Below are 16450 nucleotides of genomic sequence, written 5' to 3'. Positions count from 1 at the left end.
AGGGGGACGACGCCGGCGCGGCGGGGGCGGCCTTTGCACGGCGTCGGCTGGCCTGCGCCGCGCCGATTTCAGGCGCCGCCGGTGGTGCGGCACGCCGTGGTTAACTGAGATAAGAGCGCGATCATGAACCGTTACCCGGTCTGGAAGTACGCGATCCTCGTGATCGTGCTGCTCGTGGGCATCCTGTATTCCCTGCCCAATATGTTCGGCGAGGCGCCTGCGGTGCAGGTCTCCTCGGCCAAGTCCACGCTCAAGATCGATGCGTCCCTGCAGCGGCGCGTGGAAGAGGTGCTCCAGAGCGCGGGCATCGCCACCGATGCGGTGAGCTTCGACGGCAACTCGGTGCGCGCGCGCTTCGACACGCCCGACACCCAGCTCAAGGCCAAGGACGCGATCCAGAAGGCGCTCGTGCCCGACGCGGCCGATCCGCAGTACATCGTGGCGCTGAACCTCGTCTCGCGCTCTCCGTCGTGGCTCACGGCGCTGCGCGCGCAGCCGGTGTACCTGGGGCTGGACCTGCGCGGCGGCGTGCACTTCATGCTCCAGGTGGACATGCAGGCGGCGCTCTCCAAGAAGGCCGAGTCCTTCGCGGGCGATCTGCGCACCTTCATGCGCGACCGCAACATCCGCCACAGCGGCATCAACCGCGAAGGCCAGGCCATCGAGGTGCGACTGCGCGACGAGGCCACCGCCACGGCCACGCGCAACCTGATCGCCGACCAGTTCCCCGACCTCGTGGCCACCGCGAGCCCCGATGGCGAAGGCGTCCGCGTGCGGGCCACCATCAAGCCCGAGGCGCTGCGCAAGGTGCAGGACCAGGCGCTCAAGCAGAACATGACCACGCTGCACAACCGGATCAACGAACTCGGCGTGGCCGAGCCCGTGATCCAGCAGCAGGGCACCGACCGCATCGTGGTGCAGCTGCCCGGCGTGCAGGACACCGCCAAGGCCAAGGACATCCTGGGCCGCACCGCCACCCTCGAGGTGCGCATGGTGGACGAGAGCACCGAGGCGCGCGGCGCCGAGCGCGGTGCGGGCGCCGTGCCGTTCGGCAGCGAGAAGTACCCTGACCGCAACGGCCAGACGATCATCGTCAAGAAGCAGGTCGTGCTGACGGGCGAGAACCTCACCGACGCGCAGCCCGGCTTCGACGGGCAGACGCAGGAGCCCACCGTCAACCTGACGCTCGACGCCAAGGGCACGCGCATCTTCAAGGACATCACGCGCGAGAACATCGGCAAGCGCATGGCCATCGTGCTCTTCGAGAAGGGCAAGGGCGAAGTGGTGACGGCCCCCGTGATCCGCTCCGAGATCGGCGGCGGCCGCGTGCAGATCTCCGGCCGCATGACCACCGCAGAAGCCAACGACACGTCGCTGCTGCTGCGTGCCGGCTCGCTGGCCGCGCCGATGGAGATCATCGAGGAATTCACCATCGGCCCGAGCCTGGGCGCCGACAACATCCAGCGCGGCATCCACAGCGTGGTCTGGGGCTTCGTCGCCATCTCGGTGTTCATGTGCATCTACTACGCGCTGTTCGGCGTGTTCTCCACGATCGCCCTGTCGGTGAACGTGCTCATGCTGATGGCCGCGCTCTCGATGCTGCAGGCCACGCTGACGCTGCCCGGCATCGCGGCCATGGCGCTCGCGCTGGGCGTGGCGATCGACTCCAACGTGCTGATCAACGAGCGTATCCGCGAGGAACTGCGCGCGGGCGTCGCCCCGCAGGCGGCCATCCACGCGGGCTATGAGCGCGCGTGGGCGACCATCCTGGACTCCAACGTGACCACGCTCATCGCCGGCCTGGCGCTGCTGGCCTTCGGTTCGGGCCCGGTGCGCGGCTTCGCCGTGGTGCATTGCATCGGCATCCTGACCAGCATGTTCTCGGCCGTGTTCTTCTCGCGCGGGCTCGTGAACCTCTGGTACGGCCGCAAGAAGAAGCTCAAGAGCGTGTCCATCGGCCAGGTCTGGAAGCCGGGCCCCGACACCCCGGCAGCGCCGTCCGTGCCTGCCAAGACGAACTGAAGGAGGAGGACTCGCCATGGAGTTTTTCCGCATCAAAAAAGACATCCCCTTCATGAAGCACGCGTTGGTCTTCAACGCGATCTCCTTCATCACCTTCGCGCTGGCCGTGTTCTTCCTGGTCACGCGCGGCCTGCACCTGTCGGTCGAGTTCACGGGCGGCACCGTGATGGAGGTGGCCTACACCGAGACCGCCGACATCGGCAAAGTGCGGGAGGCGGTATCGGGCCTGGGCTACACCGACGTGATCGTGCAGAACTTCGGCACCTCGCGCGACGTGATGATCCGCCTGCCCGTGCAGAAGGGCGTGACATCCGCCCAGCAGAGCGAGCAGGTGATCGGCGCGCTCAAGGCGCAGGATGCCGGCGTCACGCTGCGCCGCACCGAGTTCGTGGGACCGCAGGTGGGCGAGGAACTCGTGCACGGGGGCCTCATGGCGCTGGCCATGGTGGTGATCGGGATCGTGGTGTACCTGGCGTTCCGCTTCGAATGGAAGTTCGGCGTCGCAGCCATCATCGCCAACCTGCACGACGTGGTCATCATCCTGGGCTTCTTCGCGTTCTTCCAGTGGGAGTTCTCGCTCGCCGTGCTGGCCGGCGTGCTGGCCGTGCTGGGCTACTCGGTGAACGAATCCGTGGTGATCTTCGACCGGATCCGCGAGGCGTTCCGCAAGTACCGCAAGATGACCACGCACGAGGTCATCGACCACGCCATCACCAGCACGATGAGCCGCACCATCATCACCCACGCCTCGACCGAGGCGATGGTGCTGTCGATGTTCTTCTTCGGCGGCCCGAGCCTGCACTACTTCGCGCTGGCCCTGACCATCGGCATCCTGTTCGGCATCTATTCCTCGGTGTTCGTGGCCGCCGCCATCGCGATGTGGCTCGGCATCAAGCGCGAGGATCTCGTGAAGGCCCCTCCCCGCAAGGAGGGCGACCCCAACGACCCGAACGCCGGCGCCGCGGTCTGACCGCTCCATCCCCGGGCGCCCTCGGCATGACCGGTCAGCCCCGGCCGCCGGTGCCGCCGGCAGGGTGCCTTGCAGGCACTCCGCCGGGCGGCCGGCCGGCGCCGCATCCCGTGCTCCGGCACGCGCGGGACCAAGGATTCCGTGCCGCGGATTGCACGTCCGGTATGCGCGGAAATGCATATCCCTGGAACGCTGGCGCGCACTCATAATCCGCGGCGTATGGAGACTCCGTCCACTTCCCTCTCGAACGCCCGGCGCCTGGCACGGCACGGCCGGCAGCGTTTCATCGAAGGGCTGTGCGCGGGCCTTCCCGGCCTGGACGGCGGGCTGCAGGATTTCACCGCCCAGCTCATGGGCCAGACGGCCACCCAGCGCGAAATGCAGGACCGCCGCGACCTGTGGATGCGCTACCAGCAATTCCATGCCGCCTGGGTCGCCGGCGCCACCCGCGCCCTGCGCGAAGCGCTCGCCCCCCTCGTCAGCACACGCAGCGCGGCCCTTGCGGCGGGCCCTTCGCTCGCCGGCCTGGAGCTGGTGAGCGACGACGTGGTCGAGAACCGGATCGTCGCCCTGCGCATCGGCCAGTCGGTCATGGAGCAGACGTCCGCAGCTTTCGACGCGGTGCGCCAGCATGTGCAGCACCTCGAAGGCGAAGACCTCGGCGAGCAGGACATCCTGCGCCCCGAAACCTTGGCGCTGCGCCTCGTGGACCCGTGGGTCGCATGCGGCCTGCTGCGCTCCGACCTGCAGGCCCTGATCGGCCCCCTGCAGCGCGGCCTGGGCACGCTGGTGCAGGCGCAGTACAACGCGCTGTTGGCGTTCTTCACGGAACAGGGCGTGCGCCCCGACAACGACCTGCGTTCGCGCGTGCGCCGCACGGCTGGCGGAACGACGGTGCAGGCCGGGCTGGGCGCTCCCACCGGCCCGGGAGGCGGCATGCAGCCCCCGGGTGCAGCGGCTGCCCAGTGGCAGATGCCGCCCGGCGCAGCCGCCGGAGCGACCACGCGCCTGGCCATGCCGCCGGGCTTTCCCGGGGCGCATGCCACGGGCTACGGCGGCACCCCGCTGGGGCGCGCACGGCAGCGCGCTCAGGGCGTGATGGGCCAGTTGCGCCGCCTGCTCGTTCAGCCGGCGATCGCGGCCTTCGCCGTCTCCGGCTCGGGGCGCGTCGCGAACGGCGCATTCGATGGCGGCGGCTCCGGTGCCGCGGGCGCGGCCCCGGTGGCCCCGGCCTCGGCAGCGCTTTCACAGGCCCTGGCCGAGCAGCGGCTGGAGGCCGACAGCTTCTACCGCAGCGACGTGGCCACGCTGGTGCAGGACTACTACAGCCCCGCGGCGGTGGTGCGGGTGGTGGGCGCCGTGCGCGAGCGCTCGGCCGAACTCAAGGCCAAGGCCGCCACGCCGGGCGAGAAGGCGATCATCGAAGTGGTCGCGCTGATGTTCCAGAGCATCCTGAGCGAAGACCGCATTCCGCCCGCCGTGCGCGTGTGGTTCGCGCGGCTGCAGGTGCCCGTGCTGCGCGTGGCGCTGGCCGAGCCCGAGTTCTTCAGCGACGTCGCGCACCCGGCGCGCCAGCTCATCGACCGCATGGGCGGGGTCGTGCTGGGCTTCGACACCGCCGCCATCCAGGGCAGCGCGCTGGAGTCCGAGATCCGCCGCGTGGTCCAGGTGATCGAGCAATACCCCGAGACCGGCCAGCGCGTGTTCCAGCTCGTGCTGGGCGAATTCGAGGCCTTCCTCTCCAGGTACCTCACGGCCCCGCAGGCCACCTCGCGCATCGTGAGCGTGGCCCAGCAGGTCGAGCAGAAGGAGACGATGGCGATCCAGTACACCATCGAGCTGCGCAACCTGCTCAAGGACATGCCGGTGCGCGACGAGATCCGCAGCTTCCTGTTCCGCACCTGGGCGGAGGTGCTGGCCCTCTCGGCCGTGCGCAGCGGCGCGCAGCACGCCGACACCATCGCCTTCAAGCGCGCGGCCACCGACCTGGTGTGGGCTGCGAGCGCCAAGCCGCAGCGCGCCGACCGCGCGCAGGTCATCCAGAGCCTGCCGGGGCTGCTGCAGTGCCTGCGCCAGGGCCTGGGGATGCTGGGCGTGGTGGGCGCGCCGCAGGATGCGCACATCAAGATCCTCACCGACACGCTCGCCGACGCGTTCCTGTCCAAGACGGCGTCCATCCCCCAGGCCCACATCGATGCGATGGCCAAGCGGCTGGGCCATCTGGAGGATTTCATGAGCGACGCGACGCTCGGCGAGATCCCGCTCGATGCCGATTACCTCGAAATGATGCTGGGCATCGATGCGTCGGCCATCCACGTGGTGGCCGACAACGGCGCGCCGGTCGAAGAGGCCATGGTGGCCTGGGCGCGCGAGCTGCAGATCGGCGCGTGGTTCACGCTGGACCACAACGGCGCCTCGGCGCAGGTGCAGTACGCCTGGCACAGCGAGCGCCGGCAGCTCCATCTCTTCGCGGCGCCGGACGGCAGCAGCTACCTACTGCAGGTCAAGCGCATGGCCGCCTACCTGCAGGCCGGCCTGCTCGTGCCGCAGGAAGAGGAAGCCCTCACCCTGCGCGCCACGCGCGAGGCGCTCGCCAAGATCGACGCCAATCCCGAGCGGCTCCTGGGCTAGGCGCGCTGCGGTCCATCCACCCCTTCAGTCGGTCAGTCGAACGCGCTGTCCGGCGCGGCCCCGTCCTCGTCTTGCGCCGCCTTGCCGCCGACCACGCGCCGCACGATCTCGCCCGGAAACCCGCGCGCCGCGAGAAAGCGCATCTGGCGGGCCCGCTCCTGCGGTGTGGCGGGCGGGGTGCCGAAGCGCTGGCGCCAGACCGCCAGGGCGCGCGCCTGTTCGCTGCCGCGCAGGCGCTCGGCCGTCTCGCGCACGAGGGCATCGTCCAGGCCCTTGGCGCGCAACTCCTGCACCACGCGCTGGGTGCCCAGCCTGGCGGCCCGGCGGTGCACGACCGATTCGGCCACGCGGCCCGGGTTGATGAAGTCCTTGGCCTGGAGTTCGTCGAGCACGGCGCGCAGGTCGTCGCCTTCCTGGACGTGCCGCGCGAGCTTGGCCTCCAGCTCGGGGCGCGAATGCTCGCGCTGCGCCAGCAGGCGCAGCGCACGGCCCTTCAGGGACAGGGTGGAGGAGGTGGAGGTCGCGTTGCGCATCGTCGAAGCGGAAACCGGGGGCGCCGGCTGCCCACACCCGCCATGGGCGGCGGGCCGGCCGGTGCCCCGGGGGACGGGCTTCAGGCCTCTTCGCCGGCGCTGGGTGCGGCACCGGGCGCTGCCGGTGGCAGCAGCGACACGCCCAGGCCTTCGCGCACCCGGTTCTCGATCTCGCGGGCGAGGTCGGCGTTCTCGCGCAGGAATTCACGCGCGTTGTCGCGGCCCTGGCCGATCTTCTCGCCGTTGTAGGCATACCAGGCGCCGCTCTTGTCGAGGATGCGCGCGTTCACGCCCATGTCGATGATCTCGCCCTCGCGGCTGATGCCCTCGCCGAAGAGGATGTCGAACTCGGCCGTCTTGAAGGGCGGGCTCACCTTGTTCTTCACCACCTTCACCTTGGTCTCGTTGCCGATGGCCTCGTCGCCCTTCTTGATGGTGCCGGTGCGGCGGATGTCCAGGCGCACGGAGGCGTAGAACTTCAGCGCATTGCCGCCGGTGGTGGTTTCGGGGCTGCCGAACATCACGCCGATCTTCATGCGGATCTGGTTGATGAAGATGACCATGCAATTGGTCTTCTTGATGGTGGCCGTGAGCTTGCGCAGCGCCTGGCTCATCAGCCGGGCCTGCAGGCCCGGCAGGGCGTCGCCCATCTCGCCTTCGATTTCGGCCTTCGGGGTCAGCGCGGCGACCGAGTCGATGACGATCAGGTCCACGGCGCCCGAGCGCACGAGGCTGTCCACGATCTCCAGGGCCTGCTCGCCGGTGTCGGGCTGGCTGATGAGCAGGTCGGGCACGTGCACGCCGAGCTTCTGGGCGTACTGGATGTCCAGCGCGTGCTCGGCATCGACGAAGGCGCAGGTGCCGTTCTGCTTCTGCATCTCGGCGATGACCTGCAGCGTGAGCGTGGTCTTGCCGGACGATTCCGGGCCGTAAATTTCGATCACGCGGCCGCGCGGCAGGCCACCCACGCCCAGGGCGACGTCCAGGCCCAGCGAGCCGGTGGAGACGACCTGGATGTCCTCGATGGCCTCGCCTTCGCCCAGGCGCATGATGGTGCCCTTGCCGAACTGCTTTTCGATCTGGGCGAGGGCGGCCTGCAGCGCCTTGGCTTTTTCGGTGGCGGCGGCGTTGTTCTTGACGGGTGCGTCCATGGGGAAACTCCTGGAATGAAGGGGGAAAACGGATCGGTGCGTCCGTGGGGCCTGGGGCTGCGGGGTGACTGTCATCAACCACAGGCTGGATGCTTGACCAGTAGTGTAGGGGCGGCATACATCGTGAACAATGCCGTTTTTGGTCAGTTTGGCTGACAATGTACGGATGCCATCCCTGCCTGCTGCGCGCCCTGTTGCTCCATCGGTTCCCGCCTCCCTGTCCACGCAGGGCGATGCCTGGCGGCTCACCCACCTGGGGCGCCTGCTGGGGCATGCCATGCGGCGGTTCGATGCGCGCGTGCTGGAGCGCATGGCGCACGACGTGCAGGTGCCGCTGGCGCTGTCCAACCTGGCCGCGCGCGACCAGATCAGCGCGGCCCACATCCACATCACGCGCCACCTCTCGTTGCAGGGCGACCGGCTCACCGACCTGGCCGAGCGCGCCGGCATGGCCAAGCAGTCGATGGCCGCGCTGGTGGACCAGTGCGAGGCCTGGGGGCTGGTGGTGCGCGAGCCCGACCCGCGCGACGCGCGCGCCCGCAGGGTGCGTTTCACCGAGACCGGCCTGGCGTGGCTGCAGGCCTTCCGCGATGCGGTGGCCCGCACCGAGGAGGAGTTCCGCGCGGAGGTGGGCGATGCCGTGGCCGCCGTGGTGGTGCTGGGGCTGGAGGCCTATGCGGGCGCCGATGGGGCGAAGGACTGACGCACCAGCCCGCCGCGCGGCCCGCCGGCGACCGGGCGGCGGCAATGTGACCGGGGCCGGGATGCGCCGCCATCTAGGGGTCCGCCCCGCGGCGGCGGCGGGGGCGTTGTCCCTAGAATCGACGCCACGCCCGGAGAGCGCCCCGGCCCCGGCGCCCGCCCCACGGAACCCCAGGAGACAGCCCCATGCGCATCCTCATCGCCGAAGACGACCAGGTTCTGGCGGACGGCCTGCTGCGCACGCTGCGGGGCTCGGGGGCCGTGGTGGACCATGTGGCGAGCGGCAGCGAGGCCGACGCGGTGCTCACCACCACGCAGGAGTTCGACCTGCTGATCCTCGACCTCGGCCTGCCGCGCATGCACGGCCTGGACGTGCTCAAGCGCCTGCGCGGGCGCGGCTCGGCGCTGCCGGTGCTGATCCTCACCGCCGCCGACAGCGTGGACGAGCGCGTGAAGGGCCTCGACTACGGGGCCGACGACTACATGGCCAAGCCGTTCTCGCTGCAGGAGCTGGAGGCGCGCGTGCGGGCGCTGACGCGGCGCGGCATGGGCGCCACCAGCAGCACCATCCGCCACGGCCCGCTCGTCTACGACCAGGCCGGCCGCATGGCCACCATCGACGGCCGTCTGGTGGAGCTGTCGGCGCGCGAACTCGGCCTGCTGGAGGTGCTGCTGCAGCGCGCCGGCCGCCTCGTCAGCAAGGAGCAGCTCGTGGAGCGGCTCTGCGAGTGGGGCGAGGAGGTCAGCAACAACGCCATCGAGGTCTACATCCACCGGCTGCGCAAGAAGATCGAGCGCGGCCCGATCCGCATCGCCACGGTGCGCGGCCTGGGCTACTGCCTGGAGAAGGTCGCGGCCTAGCGGTGCCGCCCGCCTGCGGCACGTGCGCTACTGATTTAATAGCAAACTATTCAATGGAATCGGCGGCATGAGGCCAAAAACGTTCCAAGCATGCGCGGCGTGCCTGCCGGGCGGGCGGCGGCGGCCTTGAAGATCTTCCAGCGCGAGCAGCGCTCGTTGTTCGGGGAAATCCTCGACTGGATGCTCACCCCGCTGCTGCTGCTGTGGCCCGTGAGCCTGGCGCTCACCTGGCTGGTGGCCCAGGGGCTCGCCAACAAGCCCTTCGACCGGGCGCTCGAATACAACGCGCACGCGCTCGCCCAGCTGGTGGCCGTTCACGAGGGCCGCGCGCAGTTCAACCTGCCGCAGCCCGCCAGCGAGATCCTGCGCGCGGACGAGTCCGACATCGTCTACTACCAGGTGCTGGGCCCGCAGGGCGAGTACCTCTCGGGCGAGCGCGACCTGCCGCGCCCGCCGCCGCCCGAGGACGACCGCCCGCTCTCGGGCCAGGTGCGGCTGCGCGATGCCGAGCTGCGCGGCATCGAGATCCGCGTGGCCGCGATCTGGGTGCGCCTGCCGTTGCCCGGCGCGCCCGCGGCGCTGGTGCAGGTGGCCGAGACGCGCGAGAAGCGCAGCGTGCTCGCCACCGAGATCATCAAGGGCGTGATGCTGCCGCAGTTCGTGATCCTGCCGCTGGCGGTGCTGCTGGTGTGGCTGGCGCTCGCGCGCGGCATCCAGCCGCTGCACCGGCTGGAGGAGCGCATCCGCGCGCGCGACCCGGACGACCTCTCCCCGCTGGACCACAAGGCGGTGCCGCTCGAAGTGGCCCCGCTCGTCGATTCGGTCAACGACCTGCTGGGCCGGCTGCAGGACTCGCTCGCCACGCAAAAGCGCTTTCTGGCCGACGCCGCACACCAGCTCAAGACGCCGCTCGCGGGGCTGCGCATGCAGGCCGACCTCGCGCAGCGCGAGGGCACCAGCACCGACGAGTTGAAGCGCTCCCTGCAGCAGATCGGCCGCGCGAGCATCCGCGCCACGCACACGGTGAACCAATTGCTGGCGATGGCGCGCGCCGAAGCCGGCGGCGCGGTGCTCGCGCGCCAGCCGGTGGACCTGGCGCGGCTGGTGCGCGAGGCCGTTCGCGACTGCGTGCCGCGCGCGCTGGAGAAATCCATCGACCTGGGCTACGAAGGCGCCGATCCCGCCGACCCCGGCGTGTGGGTGGACGGCAACCCCACGCTGCTCAAGGAACTGGCGCGCAACCTGCTGGACAACGCGATCAACTACACGCCCTCCAGCAGCGAGCGGCCCGGCGTGGTCACGGCGCGCGTGCTGGCCGATCCGTTCGGCCACATCGTGCTCGTGCAGGTCGAGGATTCGGGGCCGGGCGTGCCGGAGGCGGAGCGGGAACTGGTCTTCCGGCCGTTCTACCGCGCGCTCGGCACCGACGCGGACGGCTCGGGCCTGGGCCTGCCCATCGTGCTGGAGATCGCCCGGCAGCACGATGCCGCCGTGCGGCTCGACGACGCGCACCCGGGCCAAGTGCCGCCGGGCGCGTGTTTCTCGGTGCGGTTCGCGGCGCGCACGGGCGGCGAGCCGCGCTGAGGGCGCGCGGCCGGAGACCGGGCGCCCACGCTCCCATGAAAAAACCCGCGCAGAAGGCCTGCGCGGGCGGGGGCATGGGGCGCGGCAACCGCACGGGGCGGCTGCCGCGGATGCACGCGGTGCATCAGTTCGTCATCGGCACGGTGCCGCGTTCATACATCGAGGCCACGGCGCTCACGTCGCCGCCCTGGCGGCGCACTTCGGCCACGTACTCGGGGCCGCTGCGCAGGCGCTGGTACTCGGCCAGGCGTTGCTGGTACATGGGGTCGCTCATCACGGAGCGGTCACCGGCCTGGTACTTGTCCAGGCCCGCCTTCTTCCACAGGTTCCAGTCGGCCACCACTTCGGCGCGCGACAGCGGCTGCTGGTTCTGCACTTCGGTCAGCGGGACCGGGCCGACCATGTCTTCCTGCGACACAGGGGCTGCGGTGGCGGCCGTGGCGCCGGCGAAGGCGAGGGTGGCGATGGCGATCAGGTGCTTGCGATTCATGGCGTTGAGTCCTTTCTTCGGGCATTGGGAACTGGCTGCAACCCGCCGGATTGCGTGCTGCATGGGAAGTCAGTTTGCGCCGCCTGGCGGCCGTTGCTTGTGCGAAAACGCACAGATTCGTGTAGGTCTGTGTCCGACCGGACTGTGCTCCCCGGGGTTCCGCGGCGTGGGAGAACAGGTCGTTTCAGACGCAACAGTTGGAGGCCCGGCCGAGGGCTCCGCCGCCCGGGCGCAGGGCGTCCGGACGGTGGTGCCGGGGCTTCAGTTGCCGCCGCTGGAGGCGTTCTGGCCGGCCACGGCGCTCGCATCGCCGCCCTGGCGGCGCACTTCGGCGAGGAATTCGGGGCCGCTGCGCAGGCGGCGGTACTCGGCCACGCGCTGGCGGTAGTCCGGGTCGGCGATGGCCGTGCGGTCGCCTTCGCCCGCATGGTTCAGGCCGGCGCGGTTCCACAGTGCGAGGTCGGCAGCGACTTCGGCGCGCGTCAGCGACGGGCCCTGGGCGGCGGCTTCGGCGCCGAACCAGTCCTCCTGCGAGGTGGGGGCGGCGGAGGCTGCGCCGGCGAAGGCGAGGGCGGCCAGCGAGAGGAGGAGGGCGGAGGTCTTGCGTGCTTGCATGGCGAGGTCCTTTCGGGGTTGGGTCGATCGCCGCGTTGCGATGGTGCGTTGCGGCATGGGGGTCAGTGTCCGCCCCGGGCCCTTTCCCGTCTGTGCGAAAGCGCACAGATTTCGACCGATAGCGCCCGCCAGCCCGCCGCGGCCGGTCAGCGGGCGGCGCTGCCCCAGAGCGCCGACGGCCGGGCCACGTGCAGCACCGGCAGCGGCTGCGACCGCCCGCGCACGGCGATCTGCTCGGGCGCGCCCAGCGCCTCCTGCACCCCCGCGGACCGGGCCACGTCGAGCGACAGCACCAGGCGCGCGCCCGCCACCTTGGAGTAGTCCTGCAGGCGGCTCGCGGTGTTCACCACCTCGCCCACGGCGGTGAAGGTGGTGGTGTCCTCGAAGCCCACCTGCCCCACGGCCACGGCGCCCGCGTGCAGGCCCATGCCGAAGTCCAGCGCCTGGCCGAACTGCGCATGGAAGGCGCCGGTCCAGGCGTCCATGCGTTCCTCGATGAGCGCGGCGGCGCGCAGGGCTTGCCGGCAGGCGGTGGGCAGGTCGCTCTCGAGCCCGAAGAGGGCCATCACGCTGTCGCCGATGAACTGGTTGGGCAGGCCGCCGGCTTCGCGCACGGCCTGGCCCACGCGCTCGAAATACTGGTCCAGCACCCAGGCCAGGTCGAAAGGCCATTGCCGCTCGGCCAAGCCCGACCAGCGGCGCAGGTCCACGAACAGCACGGCCACCTGACGCTCGCCGCCCAGGCGGGCCGCGGCCGGGGTGGCGCCGGGCTGGAAGAGCGGCACCACGCGCACGCTGCCGCTCGGGCGCAGCTGGCAGGCCAGGCGCACGTCGGCGGGCGCGTTCACGCGGCGCAGCGTGCGGCGCTCGTCGCCCTGCGGCGGCGGCAGGTGGCCGTCCTGCGCCTCCACGCGCACGCGGCAGGTGGAGCAGCGCGCGCGGCCGCCGCACATCGACAGGTGGGCGATGCCGTGCCACCGGCTCGCCTCCAGCACGCTCGTGCCGGGCGGCACCTGCACGGTGCGCTGCGGGTAGTGCAGGGTCACGTAGCCCTCGCCGCGGCGCAGGCGCAGCGCGCCCCAGGCCAGCCGCGCGCCCACCAGCGCGGCCAGCGCCAGCAGCCAGCCGATCTGCAGGCCCTCGGTCAGCGTGCGCGCGGCCTCGCCGGCGGGCCGGGGCGGCGCCGGCGCGCGCAGGCCCTGCGCCGTCCAGGCGATCTCGCGGCCCATCGACAGCGCGCCCAGCAGCGCCAGCACCGGCAGCAGCACCGCGCCGGCCAGCAGCAGCGGCTGGTGGCGGCGCCAAGCCGCGCGGTGGCGCATCGCCAGGTGCAGGCCCAGGCAGCCGTGCACCCAGGCCAGCGTGAGCAGCAGCGTCTGCCGCGCGAAACCTTCGGGTGACCAGATGGCGCGCACGATGCGCAGGTAGGACGGCTCCACGCCCCAGGTACTGCCCAGCCAGCGCGTGCCCACCACGTGGGCCACCAGCAGCAGCGGCAGCAGCAGGCCGAGCGCGATGCGCAGCGCCTCGACCGCCGGCATGCGCCAGGTGTGCCGGCGCCAGAGCGCGACGCCTGCCATCGCCAGGTGCACGGCGAACGCGCCGTAGAGCAGCGCGGTGCCCGCCCCCGTGCCCCAGGCGGCGTGCACGGCGCGGCGCGTGGCCTCGGCCGCCTGCAGCGACACCAGCCCCGCCGCATGCGTGGCCAGGTGCAGCGCCACATAGGCCCACAGCGTCAGCCCGCTGGCCCAGCGCAGGTTGCGCGCCGAGGGCAGGCCGCCCAGTGGCCGGGGCTCGGCCGGCCCGCCGCCCGTGGCGGGGCCGGGCCGGGGCGGCGCGGGGTGGCGGGCGCGCAGCAGGCGGGTGCGCAGGGCGGTGAACAGCGGCGGGGGCATGGGGGGCGGGCGGGGCGGCTGAGCATAATGCCGCGAGCCCGGCCGTGCCCCGGCGGCCGCTCATGCCCCCGGGCCGCGCCGGGCCCCGTCGCTTCGTCTTTTCCTCCAACGCCACCCACGCCTTCGCATGACCCCGCCCGCTCCCGCCGCCCGTTCCAGCCTCGCGCTGCGCTGCGTTCCGCTGTTCGAGGGGCTGGATGCCGCGCGGCTGGACGGCATCGCGCAGCAATGCCAGTGGCAGCAGTTGCCGGCGCGGCGGCGGCTGTTCTCGCGCGCGGCAGCGGGCGGAGATGTGTATTTCGTGCTCTCGGGCCGAGTGCGCGTGACCACCTATTCGGCCAATGGCCGGCAGGTCACGTTCCGGGACTGCGGGCCGGGCGAGCCCATCGGGCTGCTCGCCGCGCTCGACGGCGGTGCCCGCTCGGCCGACGTGGTCACGCTCGAATCCACGCTGGTGGCGAGCCTGCCGCCCGGCGATTTCCGCGCGCTCATGGCCGCCGAGCCCGGCGTGGCGCGGCGCGTGGTGGAGGGTCTGTGCACGCTGGTGCGCGAGCTGTCCGAGCGCGTGATCGACCTCAGCACCCTGGGCGTGCAGAACCGGCTGCATGCCGAACTGCTGCGCCTGGCGCGCGCGGCCGGCGGTGCGGACGCCGGGGGCCGAGCGCGCATCGAGCCCGCGCCCGCGCATGCCGAACTGGCGAGCCGCATCAGCACCAACCGCGAGCAGGTCACGCGCGAGCTGGGGGCGCTCACGCGCCAGGGCCTGCTGGCCAAGGACGGCCGGGCCTTCGTCGTCACCGACCTGGCCCGCCTGGAACGCATGGTGGCCGAGGTGCGCGGCGGCTGAGTATTCGTTTGCTATCGAATATGTAGCAGACTATTCAATGGATCCGGCGGCATGGAGCCTGAAACGTTGGGATTCGTGCCGGGGCGCCCGCCGGGTCAGCTGCTGCGGTCGGCGGGCGTTTCCCCCTGCTCCAGCAGCCACGCGCGGAAGTGGACCAATGCCTCGGGCTGCGCGCGGTCGCCGGCATGGCAGAGCCAGTAGCCCAGCCGGCTCGTGTAGCCGCCCCGCGGCAGCGGCTCGGCGACGGTGCCCGCGGCGATCTCGTCGCGCACCAGGCAGCGCGGCACCAGGCCCACGCCCAGCCCCACCGACACGCCGCGGATGATGCTTTCGAACTGCTCGAGCTGCGGCCCGCCGAGCGGGTCGAGCCCGGCGACGCCGTGGCGCTCGGCCCAGCGCTCCCAGGCGTCGGGGGCGGAGATATGGCGCAGCAGCGCATGGCCGGCCACGTCGGCGGGCCGCTGCAGCGCCGGGGGCGGGCCGTCCGGGCCGTCCGCGCCCGGCGGCGGCGCGATCAGCGCCACGTCGTTGCCGGCGATGTAGTGCGCGTGCATGCCCGGCCAGTGGCCGTCGCCGAACACGATGGCGCAGTCCAGCTCGGGGCCGGGCAGCTCGTTGATGAACGCCTGCGACAGGTGCAGCGTGATGCGCGGGTGCCGCTGGCGGAAGGCCGGCAGCCGCGGCACCAGCCACTGCGCCGCGAACGTGGGCAGCGCCGACACCCGCAGCGACCCGCCATGGTGCGTGCTGGTGACAAGCTCCAGCGTGGCCGCCTCCAGCCGCGCCAGCAGGGTGCGCACGGCCTGCTCGTAGCGCTCTCCCGCGGGGGTGAGCGCGAGGCGCTGGCGGTTGCGTTCGAACAGCGGCACGCCCACCCAGCGCTCCAGCTCCTGCACCTGCTTGCTGACCGCGCTCTGGGTCACATCCAGCGCATCGGCGGCGCGCGACACGCCGCCGAAGCGGACCACGGTGCAGAAGGCCCGCAGCAGGTGCAGGGGCGGATTCAGTCGGCGCAGGGGCATGGCGGGGCAGGGGCGGGCGGGTCGGAAGGTGGCGGGGCCGGGCGGGCCCGGCCGCAGCGATGAAGGTATGCCGAATCGGAATGCTAACCGGCACATGCATTGCTTTTATGGCGGGGCTCTTCCATTACCCTCATTGCTTCCCCGGAGAGGAAACCCCATGCAACGACGTTCCTGGCTCGCGGCGCTGGCCGCCACATCGGTCTTTCCTGGAATCCCCTGGGCGCAGGACGGGCGGCCGCTGCGCATCGTCGTGCCGTTTCCGCCGGGCGGCGCCACCGACATCGCGGGCCGCGCGATGCAGGAGCCGCTGCAGCGGCTGCTGGGCCAGCCGGTGGTGATCGACAACCGGGCCGGTGCGGGCGGCTCCATCGGCATGGCCGAGGTGGCGCGCGCGGCCGGCGACGGCCTCACCCTGGGCGTGGCCACGGTGTCCACCCACGGCGTGAACCCCGCCGTGTTCTCGAAGCTGCCCTACGACCCGGTGCGCGATTTCGCGGGCGTGACCGAAATGGTCAAGGCCCCGGGCATCCTGGTGGTCAACCCCAAGGTGCTGCCCGTGCAGGGCTTCGCCGACCTCGTGCAGTACCTCAAGTCGCACCCGGGGCAGGTGTCGTACGCCAGCCCGGGCAACGGCACGATCGGGCACATGTGGGGCGAGCTGTTCAAGATCAGCACCGGCACGTCGATGGTGCACATCCCCTACCGCGGCGCCGGCCCGGCGGTGAACGACGTGATCGCCGGGCAGGTGCCGGTGTACTTCGACCAGGTGGCCTCGACGCTGCCGCACGTGAAGGCTGGCAAGCTGCGCGCGCTCGCCGTATCCTGGCACCAGCGCCTGGCCGACGTGCTGCCCGACGTTCCCACCTACGGCGAGCTGGGGCATCCGCAGGCCAACGAGCCGTCGTGGTTCGGCCTCGTGGCCCCGGTGGCCACGCCGCCCGCCACGGTGCTGCGGCTGCAGCAGGCCGTGGCCGCGGCCCTGAAGGAGCCGGCCGTGCGCGACCGGCTCGCCGCGCAGGGGCTCTACCCCTCCGGTACGGCGCCCGCCGAGTTCTCCCGGCAGATCCAGCGGGAAATCGACAAGATGAAGAAAGTTGCCGCCTATGCACGGATACACCTCGACTGAC

At 71.6% G+C, this 16450-nt stretch carries 14 protein-coding genes; 8 read left to right on the top strand and 6 right to left on the bottom strand.

Annotated elements, in window-relative coordinates; genetic code table 11:
- Nucleotides 1–123: 123 nt before the first annotated feature.
- From secD to BM144_RS13890, 3 genes are all read left to right on the top strand, one after another.
- Complete coding sequence (secD, locus tag BM144_RS13900; protein WP_092953247.1) at nucleotides 124–2022, top strand: protein translocase subunit SecD; 1899 nt, start codon at nucleotides 124–126, stop codon at nucleotides 2020–2022.
- A gap of 16 nt (nucleotides 2023–2038) precedes the next feature.
- Nucleotides 2039–2992: a protein translocase subunit SecF gene (secF, locus tag BM144_RS13895; RefSeq protein WP_092953245.1), complete on the top strand. Its 954-nt coding sequence runs from the start codon at nucleotides 2039–2041 to the stop codon at nucleotides 2990–2992.
- A gap of 219 nt (nucleotides 2993–3211) precedes the next feature.
- Nucleotides 3212–5623 carry a DUF1631 family protein gene (locus BM144_RS13890; protein WP_092953243.1) on the top strand — a complete coding sequence of 804 codons (2412 nt, stop codon included), beginning with the start codon at nucleotides 3212–3214 and terminating at the stop codon, nucleotides 5621–5623.
- A gap of 32 nt (nucleotides 5624–5655) precedes the next feature.
- On the opposite strand, the gene recX is transcribed toward BM144_RS13890, so the two are convergent.
- Nucleotides 5656–6156, bottom strand: coding sequence for a recombination regulator RecX (gene recX / locus BM144_RS13885; protein ID WP_092953241.1), 501 nt, complete (start codon nucleotides 6154–6156; stop codon nucleotides 5656–5658).
- An 80-nt stretch (nucleotides 6157–6236) separates the two neighbouring features.
- The gene (gene recA, locus BM144_RS13880; protein ID WP_092953239.1) at nucleotides 6237–7307 is read right to left on the bottom strand and encodes a recombinase RecA; all 1071 of its coding nucleotides are present in this window, start codon (nucleotides 7305–7307) and stop codon (nucleotides 6237–6239) included.
- A 166-nt stretch (nucleotides 7308–7473) separates the two neighbouring features.
- Here recA and BM144_RS13875 point away from each other — a divergent pair, with 166 nt between their 5' ends.
- The 3 genes from BM144_RS13875 to BM144_RS13865 all read left to right on the top strand — a co-directional run bounded on the left by BM144_RS13875 (nucleotide 7474) and on the right by BM144_RS13865 (nucleotide 10454).
- The gene (locus tag BM144_RS13875; RefSeq protein WP_092953237.1) at nucleotides 7474–8010 is read left to right on the top strand and encodes a MarR family winged helix-turn-helix transcriptional regulator; all 537 of its coding nucleotides are present in this window, start codon (nucleotides 7474–7476) and stop codon (nucleotides 8008–8010) included.
- Between the two features lie 185 nt (nucleotides 8011–8195).
- Nucleotides 8196–8870 (top strand): response regulator, encoded by a 675-nt coding sequence (locus BM144_RS13870; RefSeq protein ID WP_092953235.1) that lies wholly within the window; start codon nucleotides 8196–8198, stop codon nucleotides 8868–8870.
- 126 nt (nucleotides 8871–8996) lie between these two features.
- Complete coding sequence (locus BM144_RS13865) at nucleotides 8997–10454, top strand: sensor histidine kinase (RefSeq protein ID WP_092953382.1); 1458 nt, start codon at nucleotides 8997–8999, stop codon at nucleotides 10452–10454.
- A gap of 124 nt (nucleotides 10455–10578) precedes the next feature.
- On the opposite strand, the gene BM144_RS13860 is transcribed toward BM144_RS13865, so the two are convergent.
- From BM144_RS13860 to BM144_RS13850, 3 genes are all read right to left on the bottom strand, one after another.
- Entirely contained in the window at nucleotides 10579–10944 is a 366-nt protein-coding gene (locus BM144_RS13860) for a DUF4148 domain-containing protein (RefSeq protein ID WP_092953233.1), read from the bottom strand.
- 261 nt (nucleotides 10945–11205) lie between these two features.
- The gene (locus BM144_RS13855) at nucleotides 11206–11559 is read right to left on the bottom strand and encodes a DUF4148 domain-containing protein (RefSeq protein WP_092953231.1); all 354 of its coding nucleotides are present in this window, start codon (nucleotides 11557–11559) and stop codon (nucleotides 11206–11208) included.
- Between the two features lie 146 nt (nucleotides 11560–11705).
- Entirely contained in the window at nucleotides 11706–13454 is a 1749-nt protein-coding gene (locus tag BM144_RS13850; protein ID WP_092953229.1) for an adenylate/guanylate cyclase domain-containing protein, read from the bottom strand.
- A 127-nt stretch (nucleotides 13455–13581) separates the two neighbouring features.
- Here BM144_RS13850 and BM144_RS13845 point away from each other — a divergent pair, with 127 nt between their 5' ends.
- A complete protein-coding gene (locus BM144_RS13845) occupies nucleotides 13582–14301 on the top strand; it encodes a Crp/Fnr family transcriptional regulator (RefSeq protein ID WP_092953227.1) in 720 nt (239 codons plus the stop codon).
- Nucleotides 14302–14396: 95 nt separating this feature from the next.
- On the opposite strand, the gene BM144_RS13840 is transcribed toward BM144_RS13845, so the two are convergent.
- Nucleotides 14397–15323 (bottom strand): LysR substrate-binding domain-containing protein, encoded by a 927-nt coding sequence (locus BM144_RS13840; RefSeq protein WP_092953225.1) that lies wholly within the window; start codon nucleotides 15321–15323, stop codon nucleotides 14397–14399.
- A gap of 157 nt (nucleotides 15324–15480) precedes the next feature.
- On the opposite strand from BM144_RS13840, the gene BM144_RS13835 reads away from it, so the two are divergent.
- Complete coding sequence (locus BM144_RS13835) at nucleotides 15481–16449, top strand: Bug family tripartite tricarboxylate transporter substrate binding protein (RefSeq protein ID WP_092953223.1); 969 nt, start codon at nucleotides 15481–15483, stop codon at nucleotides 16447–16449.
- Nucleotide 16450 lies beyond the last annotated feature (1 nt).

Origin of the sequence: Paracidovorax konjaci (assembly GCF_900112675.1) — a bacterium.
Lineage (GTDB): Bacteria > Pseudomonadota > Gammaproteobacteria > Burkholderiales > Burkholderiaceae_C > Paracidovorax > Paracidovorax konjaci.
The sequence above is the reverse complement of the archived record's forward strand: the minus strand, read 5'-3'. Positions and strand labels throughout refer to the sequence as shown.